This is a genomic window from Halosubterraneus shenae (assembly GCF_050510935.1).
Taxonomy (GTDB): domain Archaea; phylum Halobacteriota; class Halobacteria; order Halobacteriales; family Haloferacaceae; genus JBDGPU01.
In genome coordinates this window covers 265,782-290,040 of record NZ_JBNLVO010000002.1, presented here as the reverse complement: position 1 = coordinate 290,040, position 24,259 = coordinate 265,782, and the positions used below count along the sequence as shown (strand labels likewise).

Below are 24,259 nucleotides of genomic sequence, written 5' to 3'. Positions count from 1 at the left end.
GGGTCTGTGGGAGTGGCTGCCACTCGTTCGACGCCGAACTGGCCGGGAGAACCCGGGTGGCTCGACGGAGCTGCGGGGCCCTGTCGGCCGATGGGCGAAGCTCCACAGCCGACAACGGTCGTGCAGCTTCGGGGACGCGATACCGCTGTGGACAAAAGCGATCTATCGCTCAGTCGAGGAAGCAACATCCCGCAGTCGAGGAAGCAACATCCCGCAGTCAGGAAAGCGACCTATCCCGCAGTCAGGAAAGCGAATCCCCGGGCGCGGTCAATGACGTCGGAGTCGACGGCGAAACGAGAGGTTGGTCGGGACGACGGCTACTCCTCGGCAGTGTACTGCCGGTCGTAGCCGAACGGCACGTAGCGCCGACCGCCGCCCTCGTAGAACTTGTTGAAGAACTCCACGTACTCGAGGCGGACGCCCTGAATGCCGGCGGCCGTGATGCCGAGCGCCAGGACGACGATGTGGCCGATGAGCGCGACGACGAGCCCGGCGGCGATACCGACCGGTCCCTGCGTCGTCATGCCGGCGAAGACGACCTCGTAGCCGGCTTCCTGGGCGTGCGCCAGGTTCTCGGCCGTGAAGATGAACTTGAAGTGGCCGTGGTCCATGTACGCGCCGAACGCGAGCAGGTTGACGGCGATCGCCATCCCGGCCTTCGCGAGCAGCACGGCCGTGATCCGGGTGTACGAGATGGTGTTCACCAGCGGCGAGAGCACCTCCGGCAGCTCGGCGGGCTCGCCGATCGCCAGCAGCACGATGCCGGCGACGACGGCGGCGAGACCCAGGAACCCGACGGTCTCGGGGAGACCGGTGAAGCTGATGCCGAGGGCCGTGTTGAACGCCTCGAACAGCAGGTCCGGCTTCGCCTCGTACAGGTGGGCGCTGAAGACCCACGCCCACAGCCCGTTGATCAGGAGCAGCCAGGAGCCGCTCTCGTACATCGTCTCGAGGAAGCTGTGGTGCTTGAGGTTGCTAATGAACGACAGCACGTAGCCGACGTTCAGGTGCAGGACGCCGAACAGCACCGTGATCACCAGCCAGGCCTGCGCCCAGCTGGTCTCGGCGGGCGAGACGCCCTTCGAGGCGTCCCAGTGTTCGAACCCGAGCAGGCTGTAGGAGTGGTAGCCGAACACGTCGAATCCGAACATGATCCCGAACAGGACGGTGAACGCACCGGCCCACATGCCGATGGCGCCCACGTTCTTCAGTCCGGGCGTGTCGAACTTCGAGTAGAAGTAGTAGCCGATGGCGAGGTAGCCGACGCCGTACCCGATGTCCCCGATCATGAACCCGAACATCGCCGGGAACGTGAGGAACACGAGCAGCGTCGGGTCGAACTCGGTGTACTTCGGCCGCGAGACCGCCTGTACCAGGGTCTCGAACGGCGTGGCGATCTTCGGGTTGTCCTGGACGACGGGCGGCTCCTCGGTCGGCTGCTCGTGGCCGCCGTCGGTCGCGGCTTCGCCGACGGACTCCGAGTGATGGTCACCGTCCGGCGTGAACTCGGCCCGCTCGATCTCCTCGATTTCCGCGTGGTCGCCGACGGCCTCCTTGACCGTCGCGGCGAAGCCGTCGTAGGAGTCCGTCGGGATCCAGCCCTCGGCGACGAAGGCGTTCTCCGTCGTCGCGAAGGAGAGCGGGGCCTCCTTCTTCTGGGCCTCGATGGTGAGCTGCTCCTCGGCCCGGAGCAGGAAGCCGGCGGCCTCCGTCTTGGCCGCTTCCAGCTCCTGGTCGACCGCCTCAAGCTCCTCCTCGAGCTTGGCCTTCTCCGTCTCGAGCTCGGCGAGGTAGGATTCGGGGCTGCCCTCCCCCTCCGGAACGGAGAGGAACGTGATGTCGACGCCGACGAGCGCGTCCTGGAGGACGCCCGGGTCGGCGACGTCGGCCGGTTTCGCGAAGGCGGCGACGGCGTCGTCGCCCGCGAAGACGTCGAAGGCGTCGATGCCGCCGGCGTCGGCGAGCTGCGCTTCGACGGCGTCGGGGTCCGCCTGGCCGACGACGACCTCCAGCGTATCGTAGTCACGCAGCAGGTCGAGGTCGATGCCGAGGTCGGCGAACGGAGAGAGTCGGTCGATCTCCTCGTCCAGCTCCCGGATCTCGTCGTCGATCTCGTTGCGACGGTCGTCGAGCTCGTTGACGCGCGTCCGCACGTCTTCGAGTTCCGCTTCGAGCTCCTCGTCCTCGAGGACCCCCCGCGGGCCGGCGTCGGCGTCCTCGACGTCGAGGATGCTCTCCAGCGAGCGCACCGTGACGAGCTTCTCGTTGACCTCCTCCGCGCCCTCGAGCGACGAGCCGGGGGTGAAGCCCTCGTACTCGTTCCCGTAGTCGGAAACGTGGAGGCTGTTGTGGTCGTACGCCGCGTCGATGACGTCGTCGATGACGCGCTTCGAGCCCGTCACCGACACGCGGCTCATCTGCTCAGGCCTGAGCATTCACCGCCTCCTCGAACTGGTCGATCGCGTAGTCGACCACCTCGTCGATCCGTTCGCGGGCCTTGCGTTCGAGCTCCTCGCGGTCCTTCTCGCCCTCGGCGAGGATCTCCTCCTCGCGAGCCTCGATCTCCGAGCGCGCCTCCTCGTGGCGCTGCTCGGCCTCGGCCGCGGCTTCCTCCTCGGCCTCCGAGCGGATCTCCTCGGCCTCGCGCCGGGCCTCGGAAAGGCGCTCGTCCGCGTCGGATTCCGCCTCCGCGATAATCTCGTCGGCCTCATCCTCGGCTTCCTTGATCTCTTCGAGAACCTCTGGTCTCGCCATACTCAGTAATCGTTCGAACGTGCAACAGCGGCGTATAAGGTGTTTGCGAAAGCTATCGGCGATCGACCGCGCGTTCGGGGGCGTTCTGCCCCCCGAGCGCCCGACCGTCGCCGCCCCGAGCGCCCGACCGTCGCCGACACACGCGAGTACCTTTAAGTAGTCGCTGCCGATGAGTTGCGGTATGGCTACGGTTTACGCGGTCGCCTCGGCAAAAGGGGGTGTCGGGAAGACCACCACGGCTGCGAACCTCGCCGTCGCGCTGGCGAGTGCGGGCACGGACGTGGTGGCCGTCGACGCCGACATCGGCATGGCAAACCTCGCGGGCAATCTGGGCGTCGACGTCGACGACCCGACGCTCCACGACGCCCTCGCCGGGGAGGTCGAACCGGAGGCAACGATCCAGGAGGGACCGGCGGGGCTGCGCGTCATCCCGGGCGAAACGGAACTCGACGCGTACGCGGACGCGGATCCAGCCGGCCTCGCGGACGTCGTCGCCGCCGTTGACGACGCCGACTACGTCATCCTCGACTGCGGCGCCGGGCTCTCCCACGACTCCGCGCTCCCCATCGGGCTCGCCGACGAGACGCTGCTCGTCTCGACGGCCGAACGCGACGCTCTCATCGACACCGAGAAGACCCGACAGCTGACCGATCGACTCGGCGGCGACGTCGCCGGCGCCGCGATCACCCGCGTCGGGCCGGACGACGACGTCGACGCGCTCGTCGACGAGCTGCTCGACGCCCCGGTCCTCGGCCGCATCCCCGAGGACGACGCCGTCGCGGGCGCCGTCGCCGCGGGCGAGCCGGTCTGCACGTTCGCGCCGCACTCGAACGCTGCCGCCGCGTACCGGGCGCTCGCGGCGACGCTCACCGGCGTCGACGTGCCCGAACCGGACCTCGCGGACGCAGCCGTCGAGGAACCGGAAGCGGCGGCCGGCGAAGAGGCCGATGAAGCCGATGAGGCAGAAGCCGCGGACGCCGGCGAAGCCGAGGTTGGCGTGGCTGAGGCAGTCGGATCGGTGGGTTCCGAGAACGGTGCGGTCGAAGCGGAGGCCGCCGAAACCGAGGCTGGCGAGCAGGAGTCCGTCGAAGCAGAAGCTGCCGAGGCCGCCGAGGCCGCCGAGGCCGCCGATGCTGACGTCGGCGAGGCCGAAGCGGCGACGGCCGAACCTGTAACGGAGGCGGAGGCTCCTGACCAGGGAACGGAGACCGAAGCGGAAGCCGGCGCCGACGCGGCGGCCGAAGCGAGCGACGAGGCCGACGAGGAGCCCGAGGCAGGCGCGGACGCGGACGCCGCCGAGACCGGGGCGGAACGAACGATCCCGGAGGCGGAGCCCGACCGAGACGAGGACGTGGACGACGAGCTGGCCGGCAGCGTCCCGTTCCAGGACTCCGACCGTGAGGTGCCGGGGAGCGAGAGCCCCGTCGCCGACGACGACAACCCGATCGCGGAAGCCGAGCAGGCAATCGAAGCCGAGGCGGAGGAGGAAGAGGCCGAGGGCGACGAGAACGGCGGCTTCTTCAGTCGGCTGTTCGGCCGATAGCGTCCGGATAGGTCGCGTTTTGGCGTCGCCTGGTCGTCGTGGATGGTTGCTCTCGCGGTGCTCGGAACCCTGGTTGCTGGGAGTTACCACTTATAAACAGAACTGCGAGGCACCGCTTGCAACGCCACTCGGCGCCGGGAGAATTCCCAGTCGCAGGCCGGTCGTGCTTATAAATAGGGCCGTCTACCATCGCCAGCGACACCACTCGGCACACCCAGAAAGCCCCAGCCGCTGACTGGTTGTGCTTATAAACAAGATCGGCTGTCGTCGCGAACGACACCACTCGGCACACCCAGAAAGCCCCAGCCGCTGAGCGGTCGCGCTGCTCGCTGCGCTCCTCACCCGGCTCACTCGCTCCCTCCGGTCGCTCGTTCACCGGGGTTGCGGTGCTTACTTCGCAGAGCGTCCCGCTCAGCGGCTGCCCCTTTCAGTCCCGCCCGGGAGTGGTGGCCGGGGTGTCGCTCGCGGCGGATGCTGAGCCGTCGCGGCGGGGTTGCTGTGGCGCGCGCGAGCAACGCGTGCGAGGGAGGGCGGGGCGCGCCGAGCGTTGCGGTGCCGGCGCGCCCCGGCCGAGGCTGGGGAGGACAGAGGAATGCGGTTGCTGTGCGGTCGCGGTGCCGTCGCTGTCGGGGTGCGGTCGGCGTCGCGGTCCTGGCGGACTGAAAGGGCGCGGCCGGTCGCGGTGTAACGGAGTCGCTCCGACGACCTCTATCTGAACCGGGCGGTGCTGAGAGGTTCAGATATGTCGCGGAGCGACCGCGAGCGGCCGAGGGCTTTCTGGGCGTTTGCGGTGCTGTCAAGCGCAAGCCCGTCTCACCTGTTCAACCCTGCTTATAAAGAGCGGCCGAGGGCTTTCTGGGTGTCTGCGGTGCTGGCGAGCGCAAAATCGTATCACCTGTTCAAACCTGCTTATAAAGAGCGGCCGAGGGCTTTCTTGGTGTTTGCGGTGCTGGCGAGAGCAAGACCGTCTCACCTGCTCTAATCAGTGTATAAGCAAGAGGGGTCGAGGACGGCTGACTGTATTAACAAAATGCAAATTTTGAATAGCCAGCCTTATTAGAACTGTAGTAGATTCTATTAACAGACCAATGGCACACATTCACCTCGGCGACGGCGCGTTTCCGCTGTGGGCGGTCGCGCTCTGGACCGGTCTGGGCGCGCTCCTGCTCGGCGTCGTCGTCCGTCGTCTCCGCAAGGGCGGCGTCGAGCCGAACCAGGTCGCCCTCGCGGGCATCACGGCGGCGGCGAGCTTCGCGATCTTCCAGCTGAACATCCCCGTGTGGGGCGGGATCCACATGAACCTCACCGGCCTCGTCGGGATCCTCGCCGGGCCGCTGCTCGGGACGGTCATCGCGCTCGTGGTCAACGTCTTCTCCGCGGCGCTCGGGCACGGCGCCGTCGGCCTGCTCGGCGCGAACACGCTCGTCAACGCGAGCGAGGCCATCGTCGCCTACTACGCCTTCCGGACGCTGATCCGCATGGACTGGGACCTCTTCCCGGCGGGCGCGACCGCGACAACGCTCGGGCTCGGCGTCGGCGCCCTGCTGATGGGCGGCATCATCGTCGTCAGCGGCGTCAACGGCAGCGCGCTCCCCCGCGCGGACCTCACCGTCGCCGTCGCGGGCATGGTCGGGATCAACCTCGGCGTCGCCGTGATCGAGGGGATCCTCACTGGCTTCGTCGTCCAGTTCCTCGCGACGATCCGCCCGGACCTGCTCGGCCTCGATAGCGGGGCCGCGGACGCCGCGGACGCAACCGAGGTGGCCGCCTGATGGACCGCTGGAAACAGTACGGCGTCCTCACCGGCCTCCTCGCGACCTGCTTCGCGCTCGGCCTGTGGGGCTTCCGGGCGACCGGCGGCGCGCTCCCCTACGCGAAGCGCTTCTCGCTGGCGCTCCAGCGCGGCGCGGACGCGGGGAGCGGCTCCCTCGTCGACCTCGCGCGCGGTATCGTCATCGCCGGCCCGATCCGGAAGGGCGGGCTCGTCGGCGAGTACGCCGTCGTCGTCCTCCTGTTCGCGCTCGTCGGCGTCGGGCTGTACGTCTACGTCGAACGGAACGCGGACCACGAATCCGACCACGAAGACGACGGGACCGGCCCCGAGCAGGACCGGGAGCGGGCCGCCTGACCCATGCCGGCGCTCTCGGACCACGTCCCCGACCCGCGGCTCATCACGGCCCACGCCGAGCACGGCGCTGGCCCGCTCCACCGCGTGAATCCATGGACGAAGCTCGGGATCATCGGCGCGCTCGTGCTCGCGGTGACGGTCCTCGAAGAGCTCCCGCTGCTCGCGGGCCTGTACGCGCTCGTCCTGCTCGTCTACGGCGTCGCGGGCCTGCCGTACCGCCGGCTCGCTGGCTGGTACTCGCTGCCCGCGCTCTTTCTCGTCTCGGTCGGCCTTCCGCTGCTCGTGCTCGAGCCGGGCACGCCCATCGGCGGCTCGATCGCGACACCGCTCGGCACGCTCTCGGTCACCTGGGCCGGGCTCGCGCTGTTCGCGGAGCTCGGCCTCCGGTCGCTGACGGTCGTGACCTTCGTGCTCGCGGCGTCGATGACGACCCGGTACGCCGACGTCGCCGCGCTGCTCGGCCGGATACTCCCGCGGCCGGTCGACCAGGTGGCGCTGCTCACCTACCGGTTCACGTTCGTCCTGCTGGAGAGCCTGGAGGACCTCGTGAAGGCCGCGCGCTCGCGCGGCGCGACCCTCTCGGAGTTCTGGGCGAATCGTCGCGTCTACGCCCGGATCCTCGGGATGACGATGGTGACGGCCATCGAGCGCAGCGAGCGGCTCGTCAAGTCGATGGAGTCGCGCGGCTACGACGGCGACGTGACCGTCTACGGCGACGTGCCACGGCCGCCGCTCGCGGAGGTCGCCGTCGTCGCCGCCGCGTACCTGCTCGTCGGGGGCTACGCGGTCGCGGTCAAGTGGGGGGTCCGGCTGTGAGCGACGCCGACGACCCGCTCGTCGACCTTCGCTGTGCGGCCCACACCTACCCCGACGGCACGGTCGGGATGCACGACGTGGAGTTCAGCGTCGGCCGCGAGGAGGTCGTCGCGCTCGTCGGCGGCAACGGCGCCGGGAAGTCGACGCTGCTGGAGCACCTCAACGGCACGCTCGTCCCGGACGAGGGCGAGCTCGTTGTCGACGGCACGCCGGTGACCGACGGAGACCTCTCCGCGCTCCGGACCGAGGTGGGCTTCGTCTTCCAGGACGCGGACACGCAGCTCGTCGCGCCGACGGTACTCGACGACGTGATGTTCGGCCTGCAGAACGCGGGCGTCGACCCTGCCGAGGCGAAGTCGCGCGCCCGGGAGGCGCTGGCGACGGTCGAGGCGAGCCACCTCGAGGACCGGATCCCGCACTACCTCAGCGGCGGCGAGAAGCGCCTCGTCGGGCTGGCGGGCGTGCTCGTGCTGGACCCGAGCGTCGTCGTCCTCGACGAACCCTTCGCGGGCCTCGACCCCGAGCGCTCCCGGGTCGTCGCCGATCGCATCCGCGCAGTCCACGAGCGCGGCATCAGCGTCGTGCTCTCGACGCACGACCTCGACGTCGCCGCCGACCTCGCCGACCGCGTGACGGTGATGGCCGACGGCAACGTCGTCGGCGACGGGACGCCGGCCGAGGTGTTCTACGACGACGAGCTACTGGCGAGCGCGAACCTCCACCCGCCGACGCCGGTGCGGATCGCGCGGTCGACCGGGATCGTGTCGGCGGCGAAGCCCGTGACGGAGGCCGAGCTCGTGGCGTTGTTGGGGGAAGACTCGGCGGCGGTGTCCGCTGGTGACGACGCGAACAGTCGCGTCGCCGAGTCGGAGTAGCACTTAAAAATAGCGCGACGGCATCGGTGGGTCCTTTTAAACAGCGCTTACATCGAGTCCGGCGCTTCGACGCCCAGCACGTCGAGCGCGTTCGCCATCGTGTGCTTCGAGGCCTTCACGAGGCCGATGCGGGCGTTCCGGACCTCGGCGGAGTCGGCCGAGAGGACGGGGCACTCGCGGTAGAACGCGTTGTACGCGTCCGCGAGCTCGCGAGTGTAGGTGGCGACGACGTGGGGTGTCTTGTCCTCGGCAGCGGCCTCGATGACCGAGGGGAAACGAGCGATTTCGCGGAGGAGTTCCTCGGCCTCGGGTGCCTCGAGGTCGTCGGCGTCGACGCGCTCCGTAACGGAGATACCGGCCTCGTCGGCCTCGTCGAGGATGCCGCAACAGCGCGCGTGGACGTACTGGACGTACGGGGCCGACTGCGCCTCGAAGTCGAGCGCCTGGTCCCAGCGGAAGGTGATCGCCTTCGTCGGCTGCTTGGAGACGATGTCGTAGCGCACGGCGCCGATGCCGACCTGGCGCGCGATGCGGTCGATGTCTTCCTCCTCGAGCTCGTCGTTGCGGATACGGTCGCCGAGGCGGGACTCGACCTCCTCGCGGGCCCGCTGGATCGACTCGTCGAGCAGGTCGTCGAGCATGACGCCGGTGCCCTGCCGGGTCGACATCTTCCCCTCGGGGAGGTTGACGTACGAGTAGATGACGTGTCCGAGCTGGTCGGTGTCGTTGCCGAGCAGTTCGAGGGCGGCGTCGAGCTGGTCCGCCTGGAGCTTGTGGTCCTCGCCGAGGACGGTGACCGCACGGTCGTAGTTCTCGAACTTCCACTCGTGGTGCGCGAGGTCCCGCGTCGTGTACAGCGAGGTGCCGTCCGAGCGGAGGAAGACGAGGTTCTTGTCGATGCCCCACTCGTCGAGCTCGAGCTGCCAGGCGTCCTCCTCGTAGACGGCGTACTCGGTCTCCTTCAGGCGCTCGGCGACGTCGTCGGTGTCGCTGTTTCGCATGAAGCGCGTCTCCTTGACGAACTCGTCGAACTCCGCGGGCAGGCGCGCGAGACACGCCTTCATCCCGGAGAGCACCGCGTCGACGACCTCCTCGACGCGCTCGTAGGTCTCCTCGTCGCCCGCCTCGAGCCCCTGGAGGATCGACTGGATCTCGGCTTCCGCTTCCTCGACTGCCTCCTCGTCGGCCTCCTCGAGGAACGAGTTCCCCTTCCGGTAGTAGCGCACGAGGTCGTACTCGATACGGTCGCGGGCGGGCTCCTCCTCGAGGTCGTCCTCGTCGAAGCGTTCGTAGGCCCACGTGAAGACGGCCATCTGCCGCCCGGCGTCGTTGACGTAGTAGTGCCGGTCGACGTCGTAGCCGGCCATGTCGAGGACGTTGGCGACCGCGTCGCCGACGATGGGGTTGCGCGCGCGGCCGACGTGGACCGGCCCGGTCGGGTTCGCGCTCGTGTGCTCGACGACGACGGAGGTGTCGCGGTCGGGGAGCGCGCCGTAGTCCGCCTCGACGGCGGTCTCGAGCGTGTCCGTCAGGTACCGGTCCGTGGTGTAGAAGTTGACGTAGGGGCCGGCGGTGTCGACGGCGGCGAGGTAGTCGTAGCCGTCGACGGCGACGGCGTCGGCCACCTGCTGGGCGACCTGCGGCGGCGCCGCGCCGACCTCGCCCGCCAGTCGGAACGCGACGCTGGAGGCCAGCGTCGCGTCCATGTCCTCCGGCGGCTGCTCGATACCGAGGTCGTCGGTCGGGAGGTCCTCCCGCGCCAGCGCCGCCGCCAGCGCGTCGGCGACCTCCGACCGGAACTGCCTGAACATGCACGTTCGTTTTCCGGCCGGGCTAAAGGCCCTTCCGAAGCCACGGGAACGGCATCGCGGTCAGCGTGCCCCCTGCAGCTCGCCGTCGGACGTCGATCGAGGAGGAGATGTCAAAATCCACATCAATTATGTCGGCGCCCTCATTTCGAAAATGTTTAATTTATATCGGATTCCCTATCTGTTTAGCCCTCCTCACTAACCCGGTAACGAGTGCAGAGACCGAACGCAGGATGCCCACGATCGGTGACGCGATTTCACGACGGGCCGTTCTCAAGGCGGCAGGTGCATCGGCGGTCGCCGGCGCGGGGGCCGGCGCAGTAATCAACACGGGGCGAGCGACGTCGTCCGACTGGTCGGAGCAGTCGACGCCGATCGAGAAGTCCCTGTACGACGTCGTCTACACGACCGACGGGCCGTACGCCGTCGGCAACGGCGGCTACGTCCTCGGGCGCAACGGCGGCAGCTGGGAGATCGAGGTCTCGAACGGGCCGAACAACTCCGGCAACCCGCTCCATTCGGTCGACGTGACCGACGACGGGAAGCGGATCTACTTCGCCGGCGGCTCCGGCGCGCTCGGGGCCTACGACGTCGAGGAAGGGATCAAGTACGACTACACCGCGCCCGACGGCAAGACCTCCACCTGGGAGGGGATCGCCGTCTCGGGTGACGTCGAGCAGGAGCAGCTTATCGTCGCCAACGGCTCCGGCGAGACGATGGACGCGCAGCGCCAGGAGGACGAGGACGGGAACATGTGTCTCGTCTGGGGCGACGTGACGGAACCGGCCGGGGGATCGACGATCCCGGAGCTGGACTTCGCCGGCGACGACCCGAACCGCTGTCGGGGGATCTCCACCTCCCAGCAGGTGTTCGAGTCGACCGACCTCAACGACACCTGGGCCGACATCGGCGTCGACGACGCGCAGGAGACGTTCTACGACATCACCGGCTCGACCGACGTCGTCTACGTCGCCGCCGGCAGCGGGACGATCTACCGGCGCGACTGCGACTGTGGCGTGTGGACGCCGATCGACGCCGGGTCGAACGCGCTGCTCGGGATCGACCGCTTCTACGACGGCAGCGAGGAGGAGATCATGGCGTCGGCCGGCGGCGGCTACGTCTACGAACGCACGTCCGACGGCTGGGTCGAGATGGAGACGCCGGTCACGGCCGACCTGTACGGCGTCGCCCTTCCGACCGCCGACTTCCTCAGTAGCATCCCGGAGAAAGTCGACGTCGCCGTCGGCTCCAGCGGCAAGGTCGTCGAGCGGGCGTGATGTAGTACGGCGCGGTCGTCGAGCGGGCGCAGCGCAGTACGCCGGACCGCTTCCGCCCCGTCACGGACGACGGCGACCTTCGACGCGACCGGTGGCCTTAGGTAGGTCCCATCCCTCGTTCCGATACTGTTGTGCAGATCCGGGTACCGTCCCGAATCCGTGACGGTTCTTCACGTTTTTGAGATGCTTCCCACATTCGTTATCCTTTTACTACTCGACGGCTAATCGGGAGGTATGGCAGAATCGGCGACAGCAACCGACGTCAGTCCGGCGGAGCGGGCAGCGCTGAAGGAGGTCGCCCTCGAGGGCGGGCTCTCGGAGACGAAGGTGTCGTGTGCGGCCCTCGGCGACTGTCTGGACGCGTCGACGCAGACCGCCTCCCGGCGCCTCCAGCAGCTCGAAGCGGGCGACTTGATCGAGCGGGAGGTCGTCGGCGACGGGCAGTGGGTCTCGATCACCGACGCCGGCGAGGCGTACCTCCGCGGCGAGTACGCTGACTATCGGCGGCTCTTCGAGACGGACGCGGAGCTCACTCTCTCGGGCACCGTCACCAGCGGCATGGGCGAGGGGCGCCACTACATCACCCTCGACGGCTACATGGCCCAGTTCCGCGAACGCCTCGGCTACGAGCCGTTCCCGGGCACGCTCAACGTCGAGCTCGACGAGGAGAGCGTCCGCCGGCGCGGCGAGTTCGGCGGCGTCGACGCCGTCCCCATCGACGCCTGGGAGGACGACGAGCGCACCTTCGGCGCGGCGACCTGTTATGCCGTTACGCTCGTCGCCGACGGCGGGGATGGGGCGACCTACGACGACGCGCACGTCATCATCCCGGACCGGACCCACCACGACGAGTCCCAGCTCGAGGTGATCGCGCCCGACAAGCTCCGCGACGAGCTCGACCTCGAGGACGGGGAATCGATCGCGCTCCAGGTGACGCCCGACTCGCGGGCGGACGAGGAGTCGGCGTGATGCGAGCGGATTCCGACGCGCCGGCCGAGGGCGACGCCGCAGCGGACGTCGACGCGCCGACCGAGGGCGACGCCGCGACCGACCGCGACGCGACGAGCTCCCGCGACGGCCCGGAGGCGGCCCTCGACCGCGCACGCGCCGCGTTCCGCGCCGGCGACCCGGTCTGCGTCCACGACTTCGCCGACCGCGAGGGCGAGACGGACCTGATCTACCCCGCGGCCGCGGTGACGCCGGCCGACGTCGCCCGGATGCGCAACGACGCCGGCGGCCTGATCTGCGTCGCCGTCGACGACCAGGTCGCGAACGCGTTCGAGCTTCCATTCCTCGCCGACGCGCTCGACCACCCCGCCGTCGACGACAATCCCGAGTACGACGACCGCTCGTCGTTCTCCCTCCCGGTGAACCACCGCGACACCTTCACCGGCATCACCGACGAGGACCGCGCGCTGACGATCGCGGAGCTGGCGGCCGCCGCCGGCGCCGTCGCGAGCGACCCCGACGCGTACACGGCCGACGACTTCGCCGCGGAGTTCCGCGCGCCCGGCCACGTCCACGTCCTCCGCGGCGCCCCGGACCTGCTCGCCGACCGCGCGGGCCACACCGAGCTCGGCCTCGCGCTCGCGGCCGACGTCGGCGCCGCGCCCGCCGTCGTCGTCTGCGAGATGCTCGACGACGAAACCGGCGAGGCGCTCTCGCCCGCCGACGCCGAAGCCTACGCCGAGCGCCACGGCATTCCGTACGTCGAAGGCGCGACGCTGATCGAACAGTTGACGTAGTTACTGAAAAGCCGGTTTTGCGAGCGAGCGTTGATCGTTTTATAAGGGATTGGCTATTGTCGCTGGTGGCATCACTCGACACATCTCGTGATCCGTAATCGCTGAGCGACGGGGATGTTTCGGAGGGGTTGGGTACGTTGCCAGCGAGACCACTCAGCATGCCTCGAAAGCCCCAGCCGCTGAGCGGTCGCGCTGCTCGCTGCGCTCCTCACCCGGCTCACTCGCTCCCTCCGGTCGCTCGTTCGCCGGGATTGCGGTGCTAGCTACGCAGGGCGTCCCGCTCAGCGGCTGCCCCTTTCAGTCCCACCCCCCGAGTGGTCACTGAGGCGTCGCGCGCGGCGGCTCTTCGGCGGTCGTCGCTCGCCGGCTGTCCGGCGTACGGTGCGGAGCGGTCGGCGCGCGCGAGCAACGCGTGCGAGGGAGGGCGGGGCGCGCCGCGCGGTGCGGGACCGGCGCGCCCCGGCCGAGGCTGGGGAGGGCTGAGGAATTTCGGTTGCGGTGTTGTCGCTGTCGCGGTTGCCGGGCGGTGCGGTCCTGGCGGACTGAAAGGGCGACGGCCGGTCGCGCCAACGGGGAGTCGCTCCGACGGCCCCTATCCGCGGCGGGCGGTGCTGAGAGCCGCGGATATGTCGCGGAGCGACCGCGAGCGGCCGAGGGCTTTCTGGGTCTTTGCGGTGCTGGCAAGCGCAACAGCGTCTGCACCTGTACATCCAGTTTATAAGTAAAAGCGGCCGAGGGCTTTCTGGGTCTTTGCGGTGCTGGCAAGCGCAACAGCGTCTGCACCTGTACATCCAGTTTATAAGCAAGAGCGGCCGAGGACTGTCGAGTCGTCCGCCCGGCTGTCGAGCACAGCAACGCCCACACCCGCTCGTCCAATTCCGAACCAAGAAGAACCGATTCAGCCCGTTCAACATCGAACCACGCGACATCCAGTTCCACATCTCGTACATTTATACTGACCCCCAGACAAGCGCTCGTACATGAGCTTCGACGAAATGGACGTGGACACCATCTGGAAGAACGGGGAGTTCCTCGACTGGGAGGACGCCACGACGCACGTCCTGACCCACGCGCTGCACTACGGCTCCGGCGTGTTCGAAGGGGTCCGCTGTTACGACACCGAGAACGGCCCGGCCATCTTCCGCTGGGACGAGCACCTCGACCGGCTGTTCGAGTCCGCGAAGGTGTACGACCTCGAGATCGACCACTCCCGCGAGGAGCTCACCGAGGCAACCCTCGAACTGCTCCGCTCGCAGGACCTCGAGAGCTGCTACATCCGACCGATCGCCTACTACGGCTACGACACCCTCGGCGTCTCGCCGGGCAACTGCCCGACCGACGTCGCGATCGCCGCGTGGCCCTGGGGCGCGTACCTCGGCGAGGAAGCGCTCGAGGAGGGCGTCGACGTGATGGTCTCCTCCTGGCGCAAGCACGCCTCCTCGCAGGTGCCGACGAACGTGAAGACGACGGGCCTCTACGTCAACTCCATGCTCGCCGGCGAGGAGGCGCGCCGAAACGGGTACGTCGAGAGCATCGTCCTGAACAAGGAGGGCAACGTCGCGGAAGGCCCCGGCGAGAACATCTTCATGGTCAACGACGGCGAGATCTACACCCCCGGCCCGGCCCAGAGCATCCTCGAGGGGATCACCCGCGACACCCTCATCACGCTCGCCGAGGAGCGCGGCTACGAGGTCCACGACGAGGCCGTCGTCTCCCGCGGCCAGCTGTACACCGCCGACGAGCTGTTCTTCACCGGCTCCGCCGCGGAGGTCACGCCGATCCGCTCCGTCGACGACACGGAGATCGGCGACGGCAGCCGCGGGCCGGTCACCGAGGAACTCCAGAGCGCGTTCTTCGACCTCGTCGAACGCCGGACGGACGAGCACGACGACTGGTTCACGTACGTCTAGCGGGCGACGCGGACGCGCCGCTATCGCGACTTTCGACGTTTTCTCCCCACTATTGGCGCTATCGACGGCAGGCCGAGTGCGAACTCGCGTCGGTCAGGAGCGGTCCTCCCGCGACTGACTCCCCGTCGCTTCCTCGATGCTCTCCTCCTCGACGGGTACCTGGTGTGCGGACTCCGCGAAGCCCGCGGAGAGGATCCGAGTCATCGCCTCCTCGACGCTCTCGCCCGTGGTCTCGACGCGCTCGGGTTCGACCTCGATGACGTACCCGGACGTGATGTTCGGCGCGGTCGGCAGGAACAGGACGAGCCGACCGTCCGGCGTCTTCTTCCCGGTCTTGAACGCGGTCATGCGGACGTCGTTCCAGGTGGTGATCCGGACCGGCTTCTGGAGCTCATCGGTGCCCGAGACCGCCGTCTCGACGGCGAGCTTCGAGGCGTTGTAGACGACGCGGAGCGCGGGGATCCGGTTTATCAGGTCGTCGACCCATTCCTCGAGATACCGACCGAGGGCCGTGCGCATGAAGTAGCCGACCGAGAGGACGAGGGCCATGAAGACGACCAGCGCGATGAACACGCGATACAAGGGGAGGATCGGCCCGTAGAGCCAGGCGGGTTCCAGCGAGCGGATGAGCGGGAAATCCGCGATGTGGCTGTAGACCCACTGCAGCAGGACGAGCAGGACGATCAGCGGCAGGAGGACGATGAGTCCACTCGCGAAGTCGCGTTTCCACGTTGCCATCGGACGTCTGCTCTTGTGGCGGCATCCCTAATCAGCCCTTGGTACGGGACCGGTCGGCGGGGCGAAGCGGGGCGAGGTGAAGCAGGAAGGCGAAGCGTTGCTCGGGCCGATCAGCTCAGGATGGCCTTGACCGCGAACAGCGCGTTCTCCTTGCGCTCGCGGACGCGACGGTAGAAGTAGGAGAGCCACTTGTCGCCGTAGGGCGCGTACTGCCAGACCTCGACGCCCTGGGCGGCCAGGTCGCGCTGGGCGTCCTCGCGCACGCCCATCAGCATCTGGATCTCGTAGTCAGTGCCGTGCTCCTCGCCGAGCCGTCGCGCGAGCGCGATCATTTCGGGGTCGTGGCTCCCGACGGCGACGCCGCGGTCGCGGTTCGCGAACAGGAACTCGATGTCCTCCCTGTACGCCTCGTTGACGCGGTCCTTCTCCTTGTACGCGATCGCCGCCGGCTCGTCGTAGGCGCCCTTCACGATCCGGAGCTTGCCGGGCACGTCGACGAGGTCCGCGAGGTCGTCGTGCGTGCGCTTCAGGTTCGACTGGATGCACTGGCCGAGCGTCCAGGGGTGGTCCTCGGCGAGCTCGACGAACGTGTCCAGGGTGTCGTCCGTCGTCGAGGCGTCCTCCATGTCACACCAGACGAAGACGTCGCGCTCGTGGGCGTGTTCGACGATCGATCGCAGGTTCTCCGCGAACAGCTCCGCGGAGACGTCGAGGCCGAGCTGGGAGGGCTTCACGGAGACACAGGCGTCGAGCTCGGTCTCGGCGATCTCGTCGACGAGCTGGCGATAGGCCGCCGCGTCCTCGTCGGCCGGCTCGGGCTCGTCGTAGTGCTCCCCCAGGAGGTTGAGGATGACCCGGACGTCGTCCTCGTTCATCGCTCGCGCGTGCTCTAGCGCCGCGGCCGGGGACTCGCCGGCGACGAAGTTGCTCGCGATCGGTGGGATCATAAGTCGAGGTTGTAAGCGGCCCGTAATCAGGGTTGTCGTCGGCGATGGTGTGCGATCGGGACCCACGGCCCCCGCCGGGTTCCGGCCCGGTCGCCGGCGTCGGGTATTCCGCATCTTATAAAGCCCGCCCGCGTCTGACCTCGCTATGGTCGGTTCTCTCGTGGCGACGGCGATCTGGACGATGATCCCCGCCTACGTCCCGAACAACGCCGCGGTGCTCGCGGGCGGCGGCCGCCCCATCGACGGCGGACGGACGTGGGACGGCACGCGGATCCTCGGCGACGGGAAGACGTGGCGCGGCACGGCGGTCGGCACGATCACCGGGGTCGTGCTCGCGCTCCTGTTGAACCGGATCCGGGCCCCGGTCGTCGAGGCTACCGGCATCGAGCTGTTGCCCGAGTTCACGCTCCCGGCGGCCGTCGCGCTCGCGCTCGGCGCGATGCTCGGCGACATCGGCGCCTCGTTCGTCAAGCGCCGGTCCGGCCGCGAGCGCGGCGCCTCCTTCCCCGGCCTCGACCAGCTCGACTTCGTCGTCGGCGCGCTCGGGCTCACGCTCGTCGTGACGCCCGAGTGGTTCTTCGCGACGTTCACGCCCGGCGTGATCGCCGTGATCGTCGTCGTCACCCCGCTCCTCCACGTCGTGACCAACGTCGCGGCGTACAAGCTCGGCCTGAAGAACGAACCCTGGTAGCGTGTGAACGATTCTGGTTTATAAGTAGGCATTGCTTCTTCGACCTGATCGGGCATCGTCGCGAGCGCCACCACTCAGCACGCCCAGAAAGCCCCAGCCGCTGAGCGCTCGCGCTGCTCGCTGCGCTCCTCACCCGGTTCGCTCACTGCGTTCGCTCACCGGGTTGTGGTGCTTACGTCGCAGGGCGTCCCGCTCAGCGGCTGCCCCTTTCAGTCCCGCCCACGAGTGGTGGCCGGGGCGTCGCGCGCGGCGGCCACCGGGCCAGGGCCGTAGGCCGGACAGCCGGCGCGCGGTGCGGCAGCGGTTGCGGTGCCGTTGCGGTCCTGGCGGACTGAAAGGGCGACGGCCGGTCGCGCCGGAGGGGAGTCGCTGAGCAGACCTCTATCTGGACCGGGCGGTGCGGAGAGGTCCAGATATGTCGCTCAGCGACCGCGAGCGGCCGAGGGCTTTCCGGACGTTTGCGGTGCTGTCAAGAGCAAGACCGTATCACCTATTTAAACCAACACACAGTGAGCGGCCGAGGGCTTTCGAGATGTTTGCGGTGCTGTCGAGAGCAAGACCGCATCACCTGTACAAATATGCTTATAAATAGCAACAGGGTCCGACCGACGGACTACCGATACAAACCCGTCCCAAGTTCCCTACGCTTCAGAATGGATCCAGCGCTTCACGCAGTGCCCAGACGTCCGCGGTCGGGTCGATCCGGTGCGGCTCGGCGCCGCGCTCCGTCAGGAAGCCGGCGTGATAGAGGATCGCCTTCAACTGGAACACGGTCGGCGCGTGGTACACCGCCCCGTCGGTCAGGGCCTCGCGTCGAAGCTCGCCCTCGGTCGTCAGGACTTGTCGCCGGCTCTCGTCCGTGCCGCGGACGAACAGCTCCACGGCCAGGGAGGGCCGCGTCTCGTGGAGGTGCGTCACGAGGTCGACGAGCGTCGGCTCCGGGTGGCCGTCCTCGTGGAGCGCCTGCAACTCCTCGACGAGCAGCTCCGTCGCGGGATACGCCCAGACGACGCGCCGCGCCAGCTGACCCCACTTCGGCGCGAGCGCAGAGAATCGCCGCGGTGAGCCGGCCCAGTCCGCGAACGCCCCGAGCGCGGCGTCGACGTCGGCGTACTCCCGCAGGGCGAAGCGCACGACCTCGCGCCCGAGCGACGTCAGCTCGGTCCGGTTCGGGCGCTCCTCGATGAGGCCGAGGAAGGCCGCGCCGCGGCGGGCGTCGTCGACGGCGCCGACGACCCGGTTCTTGACGACGGTTTCGGTGTCCCCAGCGGCGTACAGGGCGAGCGGGTAGCCCAGGTAGTTCTTCGGGTGATTCAGCCCGAACGACTGGTCGGCGACGCCCTGCGCGCTGGCCTGGAACCGGACCGCGTTCGTCGGCTCGTGGGACGTGTGGCCGACGACACGCGGGACCTCGAGAATCTCGACGGCGTCGGCGGTGGCGGCCACGCCCCCGCTTCCGGCCGCCTCGACGCCGAGTACGCCGACGTTGAGGTCCCGGGCGAGCGCGCGGTTCGTGCCGGTGATGGCCGGTTTCGGGGCCGCGACGTAGGCCGCGTTCGCCTCGCCGAGCCGGTCGTGGGCCTGGACGATGCCGCGCTCGACGTCGACCGTGCCGCCGGCATGTCCCTTCGCCTCGACGGCGACCAGCGGCGGCTCGTCGCCCAGGCGCTCGACCGCGAGCAGCTCCGACTCCAGCGCGCGCACGCCGAGCAGGTCCGGGTAGCCGGACCCGACGGCGACGTGGTTGAACGGCGCGAGCGTTTCCTGGACGGCCTCGGGAATCGGTTCGTCGCGAAGCCACGTCCCCGTCGCGAACTGCGTGTCCGTCACGGCGTACGTGCCGGTTCGCTCGCGCCGAGCAGTTCGACCGTCGCCGTCTGTCGTTTCGGGGAACAGCCGTCGCTTCGTGTGGGCGAGCACCTGCGGTTCCGAGAGCGTCGCGCTCACGTTGATCGTGGATTCCGGGCCGGGGGCTTATAAGTAGGGTTCGGCGTCAGTCCAGCAGCTCCGTGAACCTCGTCGTGTCCGCGTCCGTGCCGGCGACGACCAGCGAGTCGTCGGCCTCGAACGCGAAGTCGGGGCCGAGCTCCGTGATCAGCTCGCCGTCGCGCTCGACGGCGAGGACCGTGCAGCCGGTTCGCGAGCGGACCCGGGCCTCGCCGAGCCGCTGGCCGGCCAGGCCCGCGGCCGGCGTGCGGACGACCTCGATCTGGGTGTCCAGCGAGAGCACCTCCTCGTCCTCGAGGATGGTGGTCGCCAGCATCCGGCCGCTGACCGTCGCCAGCGAGAGCACGTAGTCGGCGCCGGCGCGGTAGATCTTCCGGACGTTCTCGGTCTCCTCGGCCCGCGCGACGACCTCCACCGAGGCGTTGAGGTCGCGGATGACCAGCGTGACGACCTCCATCAGCGCGTCCGCCGGGAGCGCGAGGACGACGGTGTCCGCGTCCTCGATGCCGGCCTCGACCAGCGTCTCCGGCTCCGTCGCGTCCCCGACGACGTCGACGCCCGACGCGTCCTCGACGTCGACGACGGTGTGCGAGACGTTCCGCCGCGAGAGCACGTCGGTCACGGCGTGGCCGGTCTCCCCGTACCCGACGACGATGGTCTCGCCCGCGGTCGGCCGCCGGAGGACGGAGCGCGTCCGGTCGCGGAGCCGCTGGAGCTGGTCCTCGCTCCCGGCCGCCAGCAGCACTGTACTGGCGCCGATCTCCGTGTCGGGCTCGGGCGGGCTCACGAACCGCCCGTCGAGCCAGGCGCCGAGGACGTTCGCCCCCGTCCCCTCGCGGATCCGGCTCTCCGCGATGGTCCGGCCGACGAGGTCACTCTCGCGGTGGACCGGCAGCTCCGCGAGTTCGAAGTCCTCGCCGATCTCGACGGCGTCGCCCAGGTCGCTCGCGACGAACGTGGTCACCTTCGCCGCGAGGCTCTCGCCGAGCAGCTCCCGGGGCGTGAGGACGACGTCGGCCCCGGCGAGCTCGTGGTACTGCCGGCGGTCGGGGTGCTCGACGACGCTGACGACCTGGACGTCGCCGCCGACCTCCCGCGCCGTCAGGACGATGCTCGTGTTCGTCCGGTCGTCGACGTCAGCGACGAGCACGCGGGCGTCCGCGAGCCCGGCCGCCTCCAGTCCGGCGACGCGCTCCGGGTCGCCGTGGATGACCGAGTAGTCGTCCTCGTGGAGGTCCGCCGCCCGGTCCTCGTCGGCGACGACGAGCACGTAGTCGACGTCGCGCGAGTCGAGCTCCGTGACGAGCGCGTCGGTCCGGGGCGTGAGCGAGCAGATGACGACGTGGTCCGACAGCGACTCCGGGAGCTCGGTCGGCGCCGTCGTCGTGACCGCCTCCTCGAACAGCGGGAACAGCAGCAGGGGCGCCGCGAGGAAGATGAGCGCGACGCCGGTCAGGTCCATCACGATGACGAACGCGTTCATCCAGGGCGTCCGCCACGGCGAGTCGGAGCCGAAGCCCGTGGTCGTGAACGTCTCGACGACGACCTGCAGCGAGTGGAGGAAGGTCCGCGGGCGGTTCTCGACGTACGCCATCCCGAGGTGGTAGACGACCGCGTACGCCAGCATGATGGCGCCGAGGGCGAGCGCGTAGTGGAGCGTGCGACGCTGCCAGCTGGTCTCCGTCTCCGACGCGTCGAACTCGAACAGCTCCATGGACTCAGTGCGGAGTCGGGCGACAAAAGTGCCAGTGGTCGCTCGCGTGGGTCTGCTGGGAAAGCCTCGCTGCCCGGAGGCTCGCTGCCCGGAGCCTCACTCCCCGGAGCCTCACTCCCCGGACCCCGGCCGAACTAGATGAACGACAGCGGGAGCATGACGAGCACGCCGAGCGCGATCCCGCCGGCGAGCTCCGGTTTCCCGCCGGACGGGAGCGCTTTGCCGAGGTCGAGCGCCTCCGGGACGAACTCCGAGAGGACGAGGTAGATCATGGCCCCGGCGGCGAAGCCGAAGCCGTAGGGGAGCAGCTCCCGCGCGAGCCGGACGAAGGTGAAGGCGACGACGGCGCCGATCGGTTGCGGGAGGCTCGAGAACACCGCCCACCAGACCATCCGCCACTCCGGGACGTCCATCGCCCGGAGGGGGATCGAGATCGCCGTCCCCTCGGGGACGTTGTGGATCGAGATCGCGACCGTCATGAAGACCGCGAGCACGGGCACCGCGACGCCCCAGAGGCCGACCCCGCCCTCGAGCCCGAGGTCCGCGAACGACACGCCGACCGCGATCCCCTCGGGGAAGCTGTGGACGGTCAGGACGCCGAGGATCAGGACCAGCTTCTTGAAGTCGGCCTCCTCGTACTCCCGCGGGTCGATATCGGCATCCGTCAGGAGTCGGTTGGCGACGACGACGAGGACGACCCCGGCGGCCATGCCGGTCAGGATCTCCGCGGGCGTCCCTTCCGCAAGCCCCTCGTCGACGAGCCCGAAGCCCGACGCCGCGAGCATGACGCCCGAGGAGAAGCCCCAGAGCACGACGTTCCACCGGTCGTTGATCTCGTCGAAGAAGAAGAACGGCAGCGCGCCGATGCCCGTCGCCAGCGCCGTGACTAGCCCCGCGAGGAACACCAGCGTGAGGTTCTCGAGCAGTCCCATGAGGTTGTGAGGAGCGGTGGTACGTGATCGTCGCCTTGGTCAGTCTTCAAGCGGCGTCGCGGGACGGCGGTCGCGGTCGCCCGCTCTTCGTGTGGATGTGGACAGCGTCTGGACATAAGCGGTGTGGCGAACGGGGGAGGGGCTCGACAGAGAATTCTCGTGCATCCCCCTGCTGGGGATACTCAAACAGAAGCGGCTACCAATCTAATGAATAGATGGGCCAGTGGAGCCGTAATCGTTGAAAAAGAGAAGTCTGTTGAATAATTGGTCTCAATCAAAGGAACTCCCCAAGCCCTCCTTCTCTGCCACCATCACCGGCTCGCTGACTGACTAAGGTTTCGATATTCAGGATCTCCGGCATGTGCCCGGGCGTGAATACAAGCTCGCGCTTTTCAACGTGGTTGCCCGCACCTAATTCGTCGATTAGTTTGAACGCGCTCTCGACGCGTCCAGGCTCTAAGCTTCGATAATTGAAATGTGTCCGAAGCTGGCTAACATCAACTCGGATTGGTTCAGAAACTGCTCTCTGTCCCCAAATATTACAGATGCTGACTGCCACACTCTCAATCTCCAACCCATCAGTCATAGAGACAGTGACTCTTGGTGTCTCCGACATCTTGATGCCATACTGCAGCCATTCTGTGAGTTCGCGTGAATCGAACGAACCGGCAAGCAGCCGTAGTCGTCGATCGCCCTCACGGCCAAGCACTGGAGAATGATTTTTCAATTCGACTAGTTGCTCCCTGCAATTCTCCCATTCGTTCAGACAGCGGTCAATGTATTTGCTATCGATCCCATCGTAATAAATGAGCGACTCGACGGAGTATACGTCGCCAGAAAGACCAAATCTGTCAACGTTCACCTTGTCCATGTATTCTTCTGCAGCATCGATAGTCACACTATCTAGCTTCTGAGCCTGCTCAATATCTCGAGGCTCAATGTTATCTCCTTGTTTTATTTCGGCGAGAATCAGAGTTTCACCGTCGTATAATGAAAAATCGGGTTCGATTGCACCACTTGTATGACGGTTGTCTAGCTTCGGGAAGAAGTTAGTCAGTCTAAATCCTCGCATTGAGAAGCCGTGGTAACTACGTCGAGACTGGTACGCAGATAAGAACGCGTTATAGGCATCTATCTCGCCCTTCTGGCGGGACCACGACCTTTCAGTACTCACTGAGCTTTCACCCTCGTTTCCTTCATTCGGACAGAGTATGTCGAATCGAATCCGTCCAGAAGAATCCTGCAGAATGCTCGTAAACTGTGTCCTGTGGTCGTCTCCCTAGCGTGGAGTACCAACTCGTTGGACTCTACTCCGAGCTCAAAAACCTCTTCATGGTTTTTGTCGTATACGAAGAACGTATTCTCTCCCCACCTTCCGTATCGATAACGGTTCTTTGAGAATATCTCCTCCTCAAGCTCTTGGTCGAGGTTCTCGGCTTCGTCTCTCTCCGGATCATGCAGTTCAATGCTCGTGTACTCATCAACGATGAAGCCAGGTTCAAGCAATTTCCAACTGGTATCAGCATCGACCTCGAACTTCTCGCTGTCTCTGGCGACAAATTCGTTCGAAGTCGCCAGTAACGTGTCTGCTGCTTTCCCTTCTGAGTCTTTTCGGACGCTTTCTAATTTAAAGAAGCCATCATTTGATCCCGACCCCTGAATCGCTGTCGCTGGACTATTCCGCTGATTGAACTCAATCCGCGTGGGAGTGGCAGAAAAGGTGTTTTCTGCTTTTCTAATGTCACCTGTCTCAGCGCCATGGAATTGGAGCGTCGCGTCCCTGTCTCTATGCTGAGAGTGATATTCAGCAGTGAATCCCGCAATCTCCGAATCGACGATATTTCGCATTGAATCCTCTAAATCATCTGGTGAAAGGTAGACGCGCTCCAACTGCGGGAGATATTTAATTACCTTCTCCACAGTATCCTCCAACCAATCTTTTAATTCTGTGGATAGGAACCAGAGTGCGTCCCCTCGATCGATGACAATTACTTCGTCGGTTCGATCATAACGAGGGTAAGAAACGCCGAGAAAAGTGATGTTTTCACTTACTCTCTCTTCCTCGATTACAATCTCTCTGAAGAAATCTCGGGCCGCTTGTTTCGTACTTTCGTCCTCAGCCACATCTAACCCAGCTTCGGCAAACTGACCCTGTATATCTTCCTTGGAATCGATGATATAGAGCTTCAAATCAGTTGTTTTCGCCCCGCGTGTATCTTTTTCGTCCATTTCCTCACCGCTTTTCGTGACTTCTGCGATGAGTTCCAGAATTACCTCCCTTGTGTTGAGGCCCTGGAGGTCAGATGGGTTGATGTTCATAATGGTCGAATGTTGTCGGCCAAGACTGATTAGTCTGACCGCTTTTTCACGTGCATATTCCTCCCTCAGCCGGTCTTATATCTTTGCCTGAACATTCAACTGAGAAATAATCTAG

The 24,259-nt window shown here is 67.0% G+C and carries 20 protein-coding genes; 10 read left to right on the top strand and 10 right to left on the bottom strand.

The window, feature by feature from the left end; translation table 11 throughout:
- Positions 1-317: 317 nt before the first annotated feature.
- Together ACQE3M_RS04645 and ahaH are read right to left on the bottom strand one after the other, a co-directional pair.
- The gene (locus ACQE3M_RS04645; protein WP_430504300.1) at positions 318-2,435 is read right to left on the bottom strand and encodes a V-type ATP synthase subunit I; all 2,118 of its coding nucleotides are present in this window, start codon (positions 2,433-2,435) and stop codon (positions 318-320) included.
- The gene (gene ahaH, locus ACQE3M_RS04640) at positions 2,422-2,754 is read right to left on the bottom strand and encodes an ATP synthase archaeal subunit H (RefSeq protein WP_430504299.1); all 333 of its coding nucleotides are present in this window, start codon (positions 2,752-2,754) and stop codon (positions 2,422-2,424) included. The genes ACQE3M_RS04645 and ahaH overlap by 14 nt, the downstream gene beginning before the upstream one ends.
- Before the next feature lie 181 nt (positions 2,755-2,935).
- Here ahaH and ACQE3M_RS04635 point away from each other — a divergent pair, with 181 nt between their 5' ends.
- The 5 genes from ACQE3M_RS04635 (at position 2,936) to ACQE3M_RS04615 (ending at position 8,116) form a co-directional block, all read left to right on the top strand.
- Complete coding sequence (locus tag ACQE3M_RS04635) at positions 2,936-4,297, top strand: nucleotide-binding protein (protein WP_430504298.1); 1,362 nt, start codon at positions 2,936-2,938, stop codon at positions 4,295-4,297.
- 1,088 nt (positions 4,298-5,385) lie between these two features.
- Entirely contained in the window at positions 5,386-6,069 is a 684-nt protein-coding gene (locus ACQE3M_RS04630) for an energy-coupling factor ABC transporter permease (RefSeq protein WP_430504297.1), read from the top strand.
- Positions 6,069-6,425 (top strand): cobalamin transport operon protein, encoded by a 357-nt coding sequence (locus ACQE3M_RS04625; RefSeq protein WP_430504296.1) that lies wholly within the window; start codon positions 6,069-6,071, stop codon positions 6,423-6,425. Before ACQE3M_RS04630 ends, ACQE3M_RS04625 begins: the two co-directional genes overlap by 1 nt.
- Before the next feature lie 3 nt (positions 6,426-6,428).
- Entirely contained in the window at positions 6,429-7,241 is an 813-nt protein-coding gene (gene cbiQ / locus ACQE3M_RS04620; protein WP_430504295.1) for a cobalt ECF transporter T component CbiQ, read from the top strand.
- Between the two features lie 68 nt (positions 7,242-7,309).
- Positions 7,310-8,116 carry an energy-coupling factor ABC transporter ATP-binding protein gene (locus ACQE3M_RS04615; RefSeq protein ID WP_430504699.1) on the top strand — a complete coding sequence of 269 codons (807 nt, stop codon included), beginning with the start codon at positions 7,310-7,312 and terminating at the stop codon, positions 8,114-8,116.
- Positions 8,117-8,163: 47 nt separating this feature from the next.
- Here ACQE3M_RS04615 and argS read toward each other — a convergent pair whose 3' ends face one another.
- Positions 8,164-9,927, bottom strand: a complete 1,764-nt coding sequence (argS, locus tag ACQE3M_RS04610) for an arginine--tRNA ligase (protein ID WP_430504294.1) — start codon at positions 9,925-9,927, stop codon at positions 8,164-8,166.
- Positions 9,928-10,157: 230 nt separating this feature from the next.
- Here argS and ACQE3M_RS04605 point away from each other — a divergent pair, with 230 nt between their 5' ends.
- The 4 genes from ACQE3M_RS04605 to ACQE3M_RS04590 all read left to right on the top strand — a co-directional run bounded on the left by ACQE3M_RS04605 (position 10,158) and on the right by ACQE3M_RS04590 (position 14,856).
- Positions 10,158-11,201 carry a WD40/YVTN/BNR-like repeat-containing protein gene (locus tag ACQE3M_RS04605; RefSeq protein ID WP_430504293.1) on the top strand — a complete coding sequence of 348 codons (1,044 nt, stop codon included), beginning with the start codon at positions 10,158-10,160 and terminating at the stop codon, positions 11,199-11,201.
- Positions 11,202-11,435: 234 nt separating this feature from the next.
- Positions 11,436-12,170, top strand: coding sequence for a DUF120 domain-containing protein (locus ACQE3M_RS04600; protein ID WP_430504292.1), 735 nt, complete (start codon positions 11,436-11,438; stop codon positions 12,168-12,170).
- Positions 12,170-12,946, top strand: coding sequence for a 3,4-dihydroxy-2-butanone-4-phosphate synthase (gene ribB, locus ACQE3M_RS04595; RefSeq protein WP_430504291.1), 777 nt, complete (start codon positions 12,170-12,172; stop codon positions 12,944-12,946). Before ACQE3M_RS04600 ends, ribB begins: the two co-directional genes overlap by 1 nt.
- A gap of 980 nt (positions 12,947-13,926) precedes the next feature.
- Positions 13,927-14,856, top strand: a complete 930-nt coding sequence (locus ACQE3M_RS04590) for a branched-chain amino acid transaminase (protein WP_430504290.1) — start codon at positions 13,927-13,929, stop codon at positions 14,854-14,856.
- Positions 14,857-14,949: 93 nt separating this feature from the next.
- Here ACQE3M_RS04590 and ACQE3M_RS04585 read toward each other — a convergent pair whose 3' ends face one another.
- Together ACQE3M_RS04585 and ACQE3M_RS04580 are read right to left on the bottom strand one after the other, a co-directional pair.
- Positions 14,950-15,594: a DUF502 domain-containing protein gene (locus ACQE3M_RS04585; RefSeq protein WP_430504289.1), complete on the bottom strand. Its 645-nt coding sequence runs from the start codon at positions 15,592-15,594 to the stop codon at positions 14,950-14,952.
- 110 nt (positions 15,595-15,704) lie between these two features.
- Entirely contained in the window at positions 15,705-16,541 is an 837-nt protein-coding gene (locus ACQE3M_RS04580) for a proline dehydrogenase family protein (RefSeq protein WP_430504288.1), read from the bottom strand.
- Positions 16,542-16,686: 145 nt separating this feature from the next.
- On the opposite strand from ACQE3M_RS04580, the gene ACQE3M_RS04575 reads away from it, so the two are divergent.
- Positions 16,687-17,232 (top strand): CDP-2,3-bis-(O-geranylgeranyl)-sn-glycerol synthase, encoded by a 546-nt coding sequence (locus ACQE3M_RS04575; RefSeq protein WP_430504287.1) that lies wholly within the window; start codon positions 16,687-16,689, stop codon positions 17,230-17,232.
- A 648-nt stretch (positions 17,233-17,880) separates the two neighbouring features.
- Here the strand turns inward: ACQE3M_RS04575 and ACQE3M_RS04570 are convergent.
- From ACQE3M_RS04570 to ACQE3M_RS04550, 5 genes are all read right to left on the bottom strand, one after another.
- Positions 17,881-19,185 carry a hypothetical protein gene (locus ACQE3M_RS04570; RefSeq protein ID WP_430504697.1) on the bottom strand — a complete coding sequence of 435 codons (1,305 nt, stop codon included), beginning with the start codon at positions 19,183-19,185 and terminating at the stop codon, positions 17,881-17,883.
- Between the two features lie 40 nt (positions 19,186-19,225).
- Positions 19,226-20,893 (bottom strand): potassium channel family protein, encoded by a 1,668-nt coding sequence (locus ACQE3M_RS04565; RefSeq protein ID WP_430504286.1) that lies wholly within the window; start codon positions 20,891-20,893, stop codon positions 19,226-19,228.
- Positions 20,894-21,027: 134 nt separating this feature from the next.
- Positions 21,028-21,825, bottom strand: coding sequence for a ZIP family metal transporter (locus ACQE3M_RS04560; protein WP_430504285.1), 798 nt, complete (start codon positions 21,823-21,825; stop codon positions 21,028-21,030).
- A gap of 274 nt (positions 21,826-22,099) precedes the next feature.
- On the bottom strand, positions 22,100-22,999 hold the full coding sequence (locus ACQE3M_RS04555; RefSeq protein ID WP_430504284.1) for a hypothetical protein: 900 nt from the start codon (positions 22,997-22,999) through the stop codon (positions 22,100-22,102).
- Entirely contained in the window at positions 22,996-24,144 is a 1,149-nt protein-coding gene (locus ACQE3M_RS04550) for a hypothetical protein (protein ID WP_430504283.1), read from the bottom strand. The genes ACQE3M_RS04555 and ACQE3M_RS04550 overlap by 4 nt, the downstream gene beginning before the upstream one ends.
- Positions 24,145-24,259: the final 115 nt, after the last annotated feature.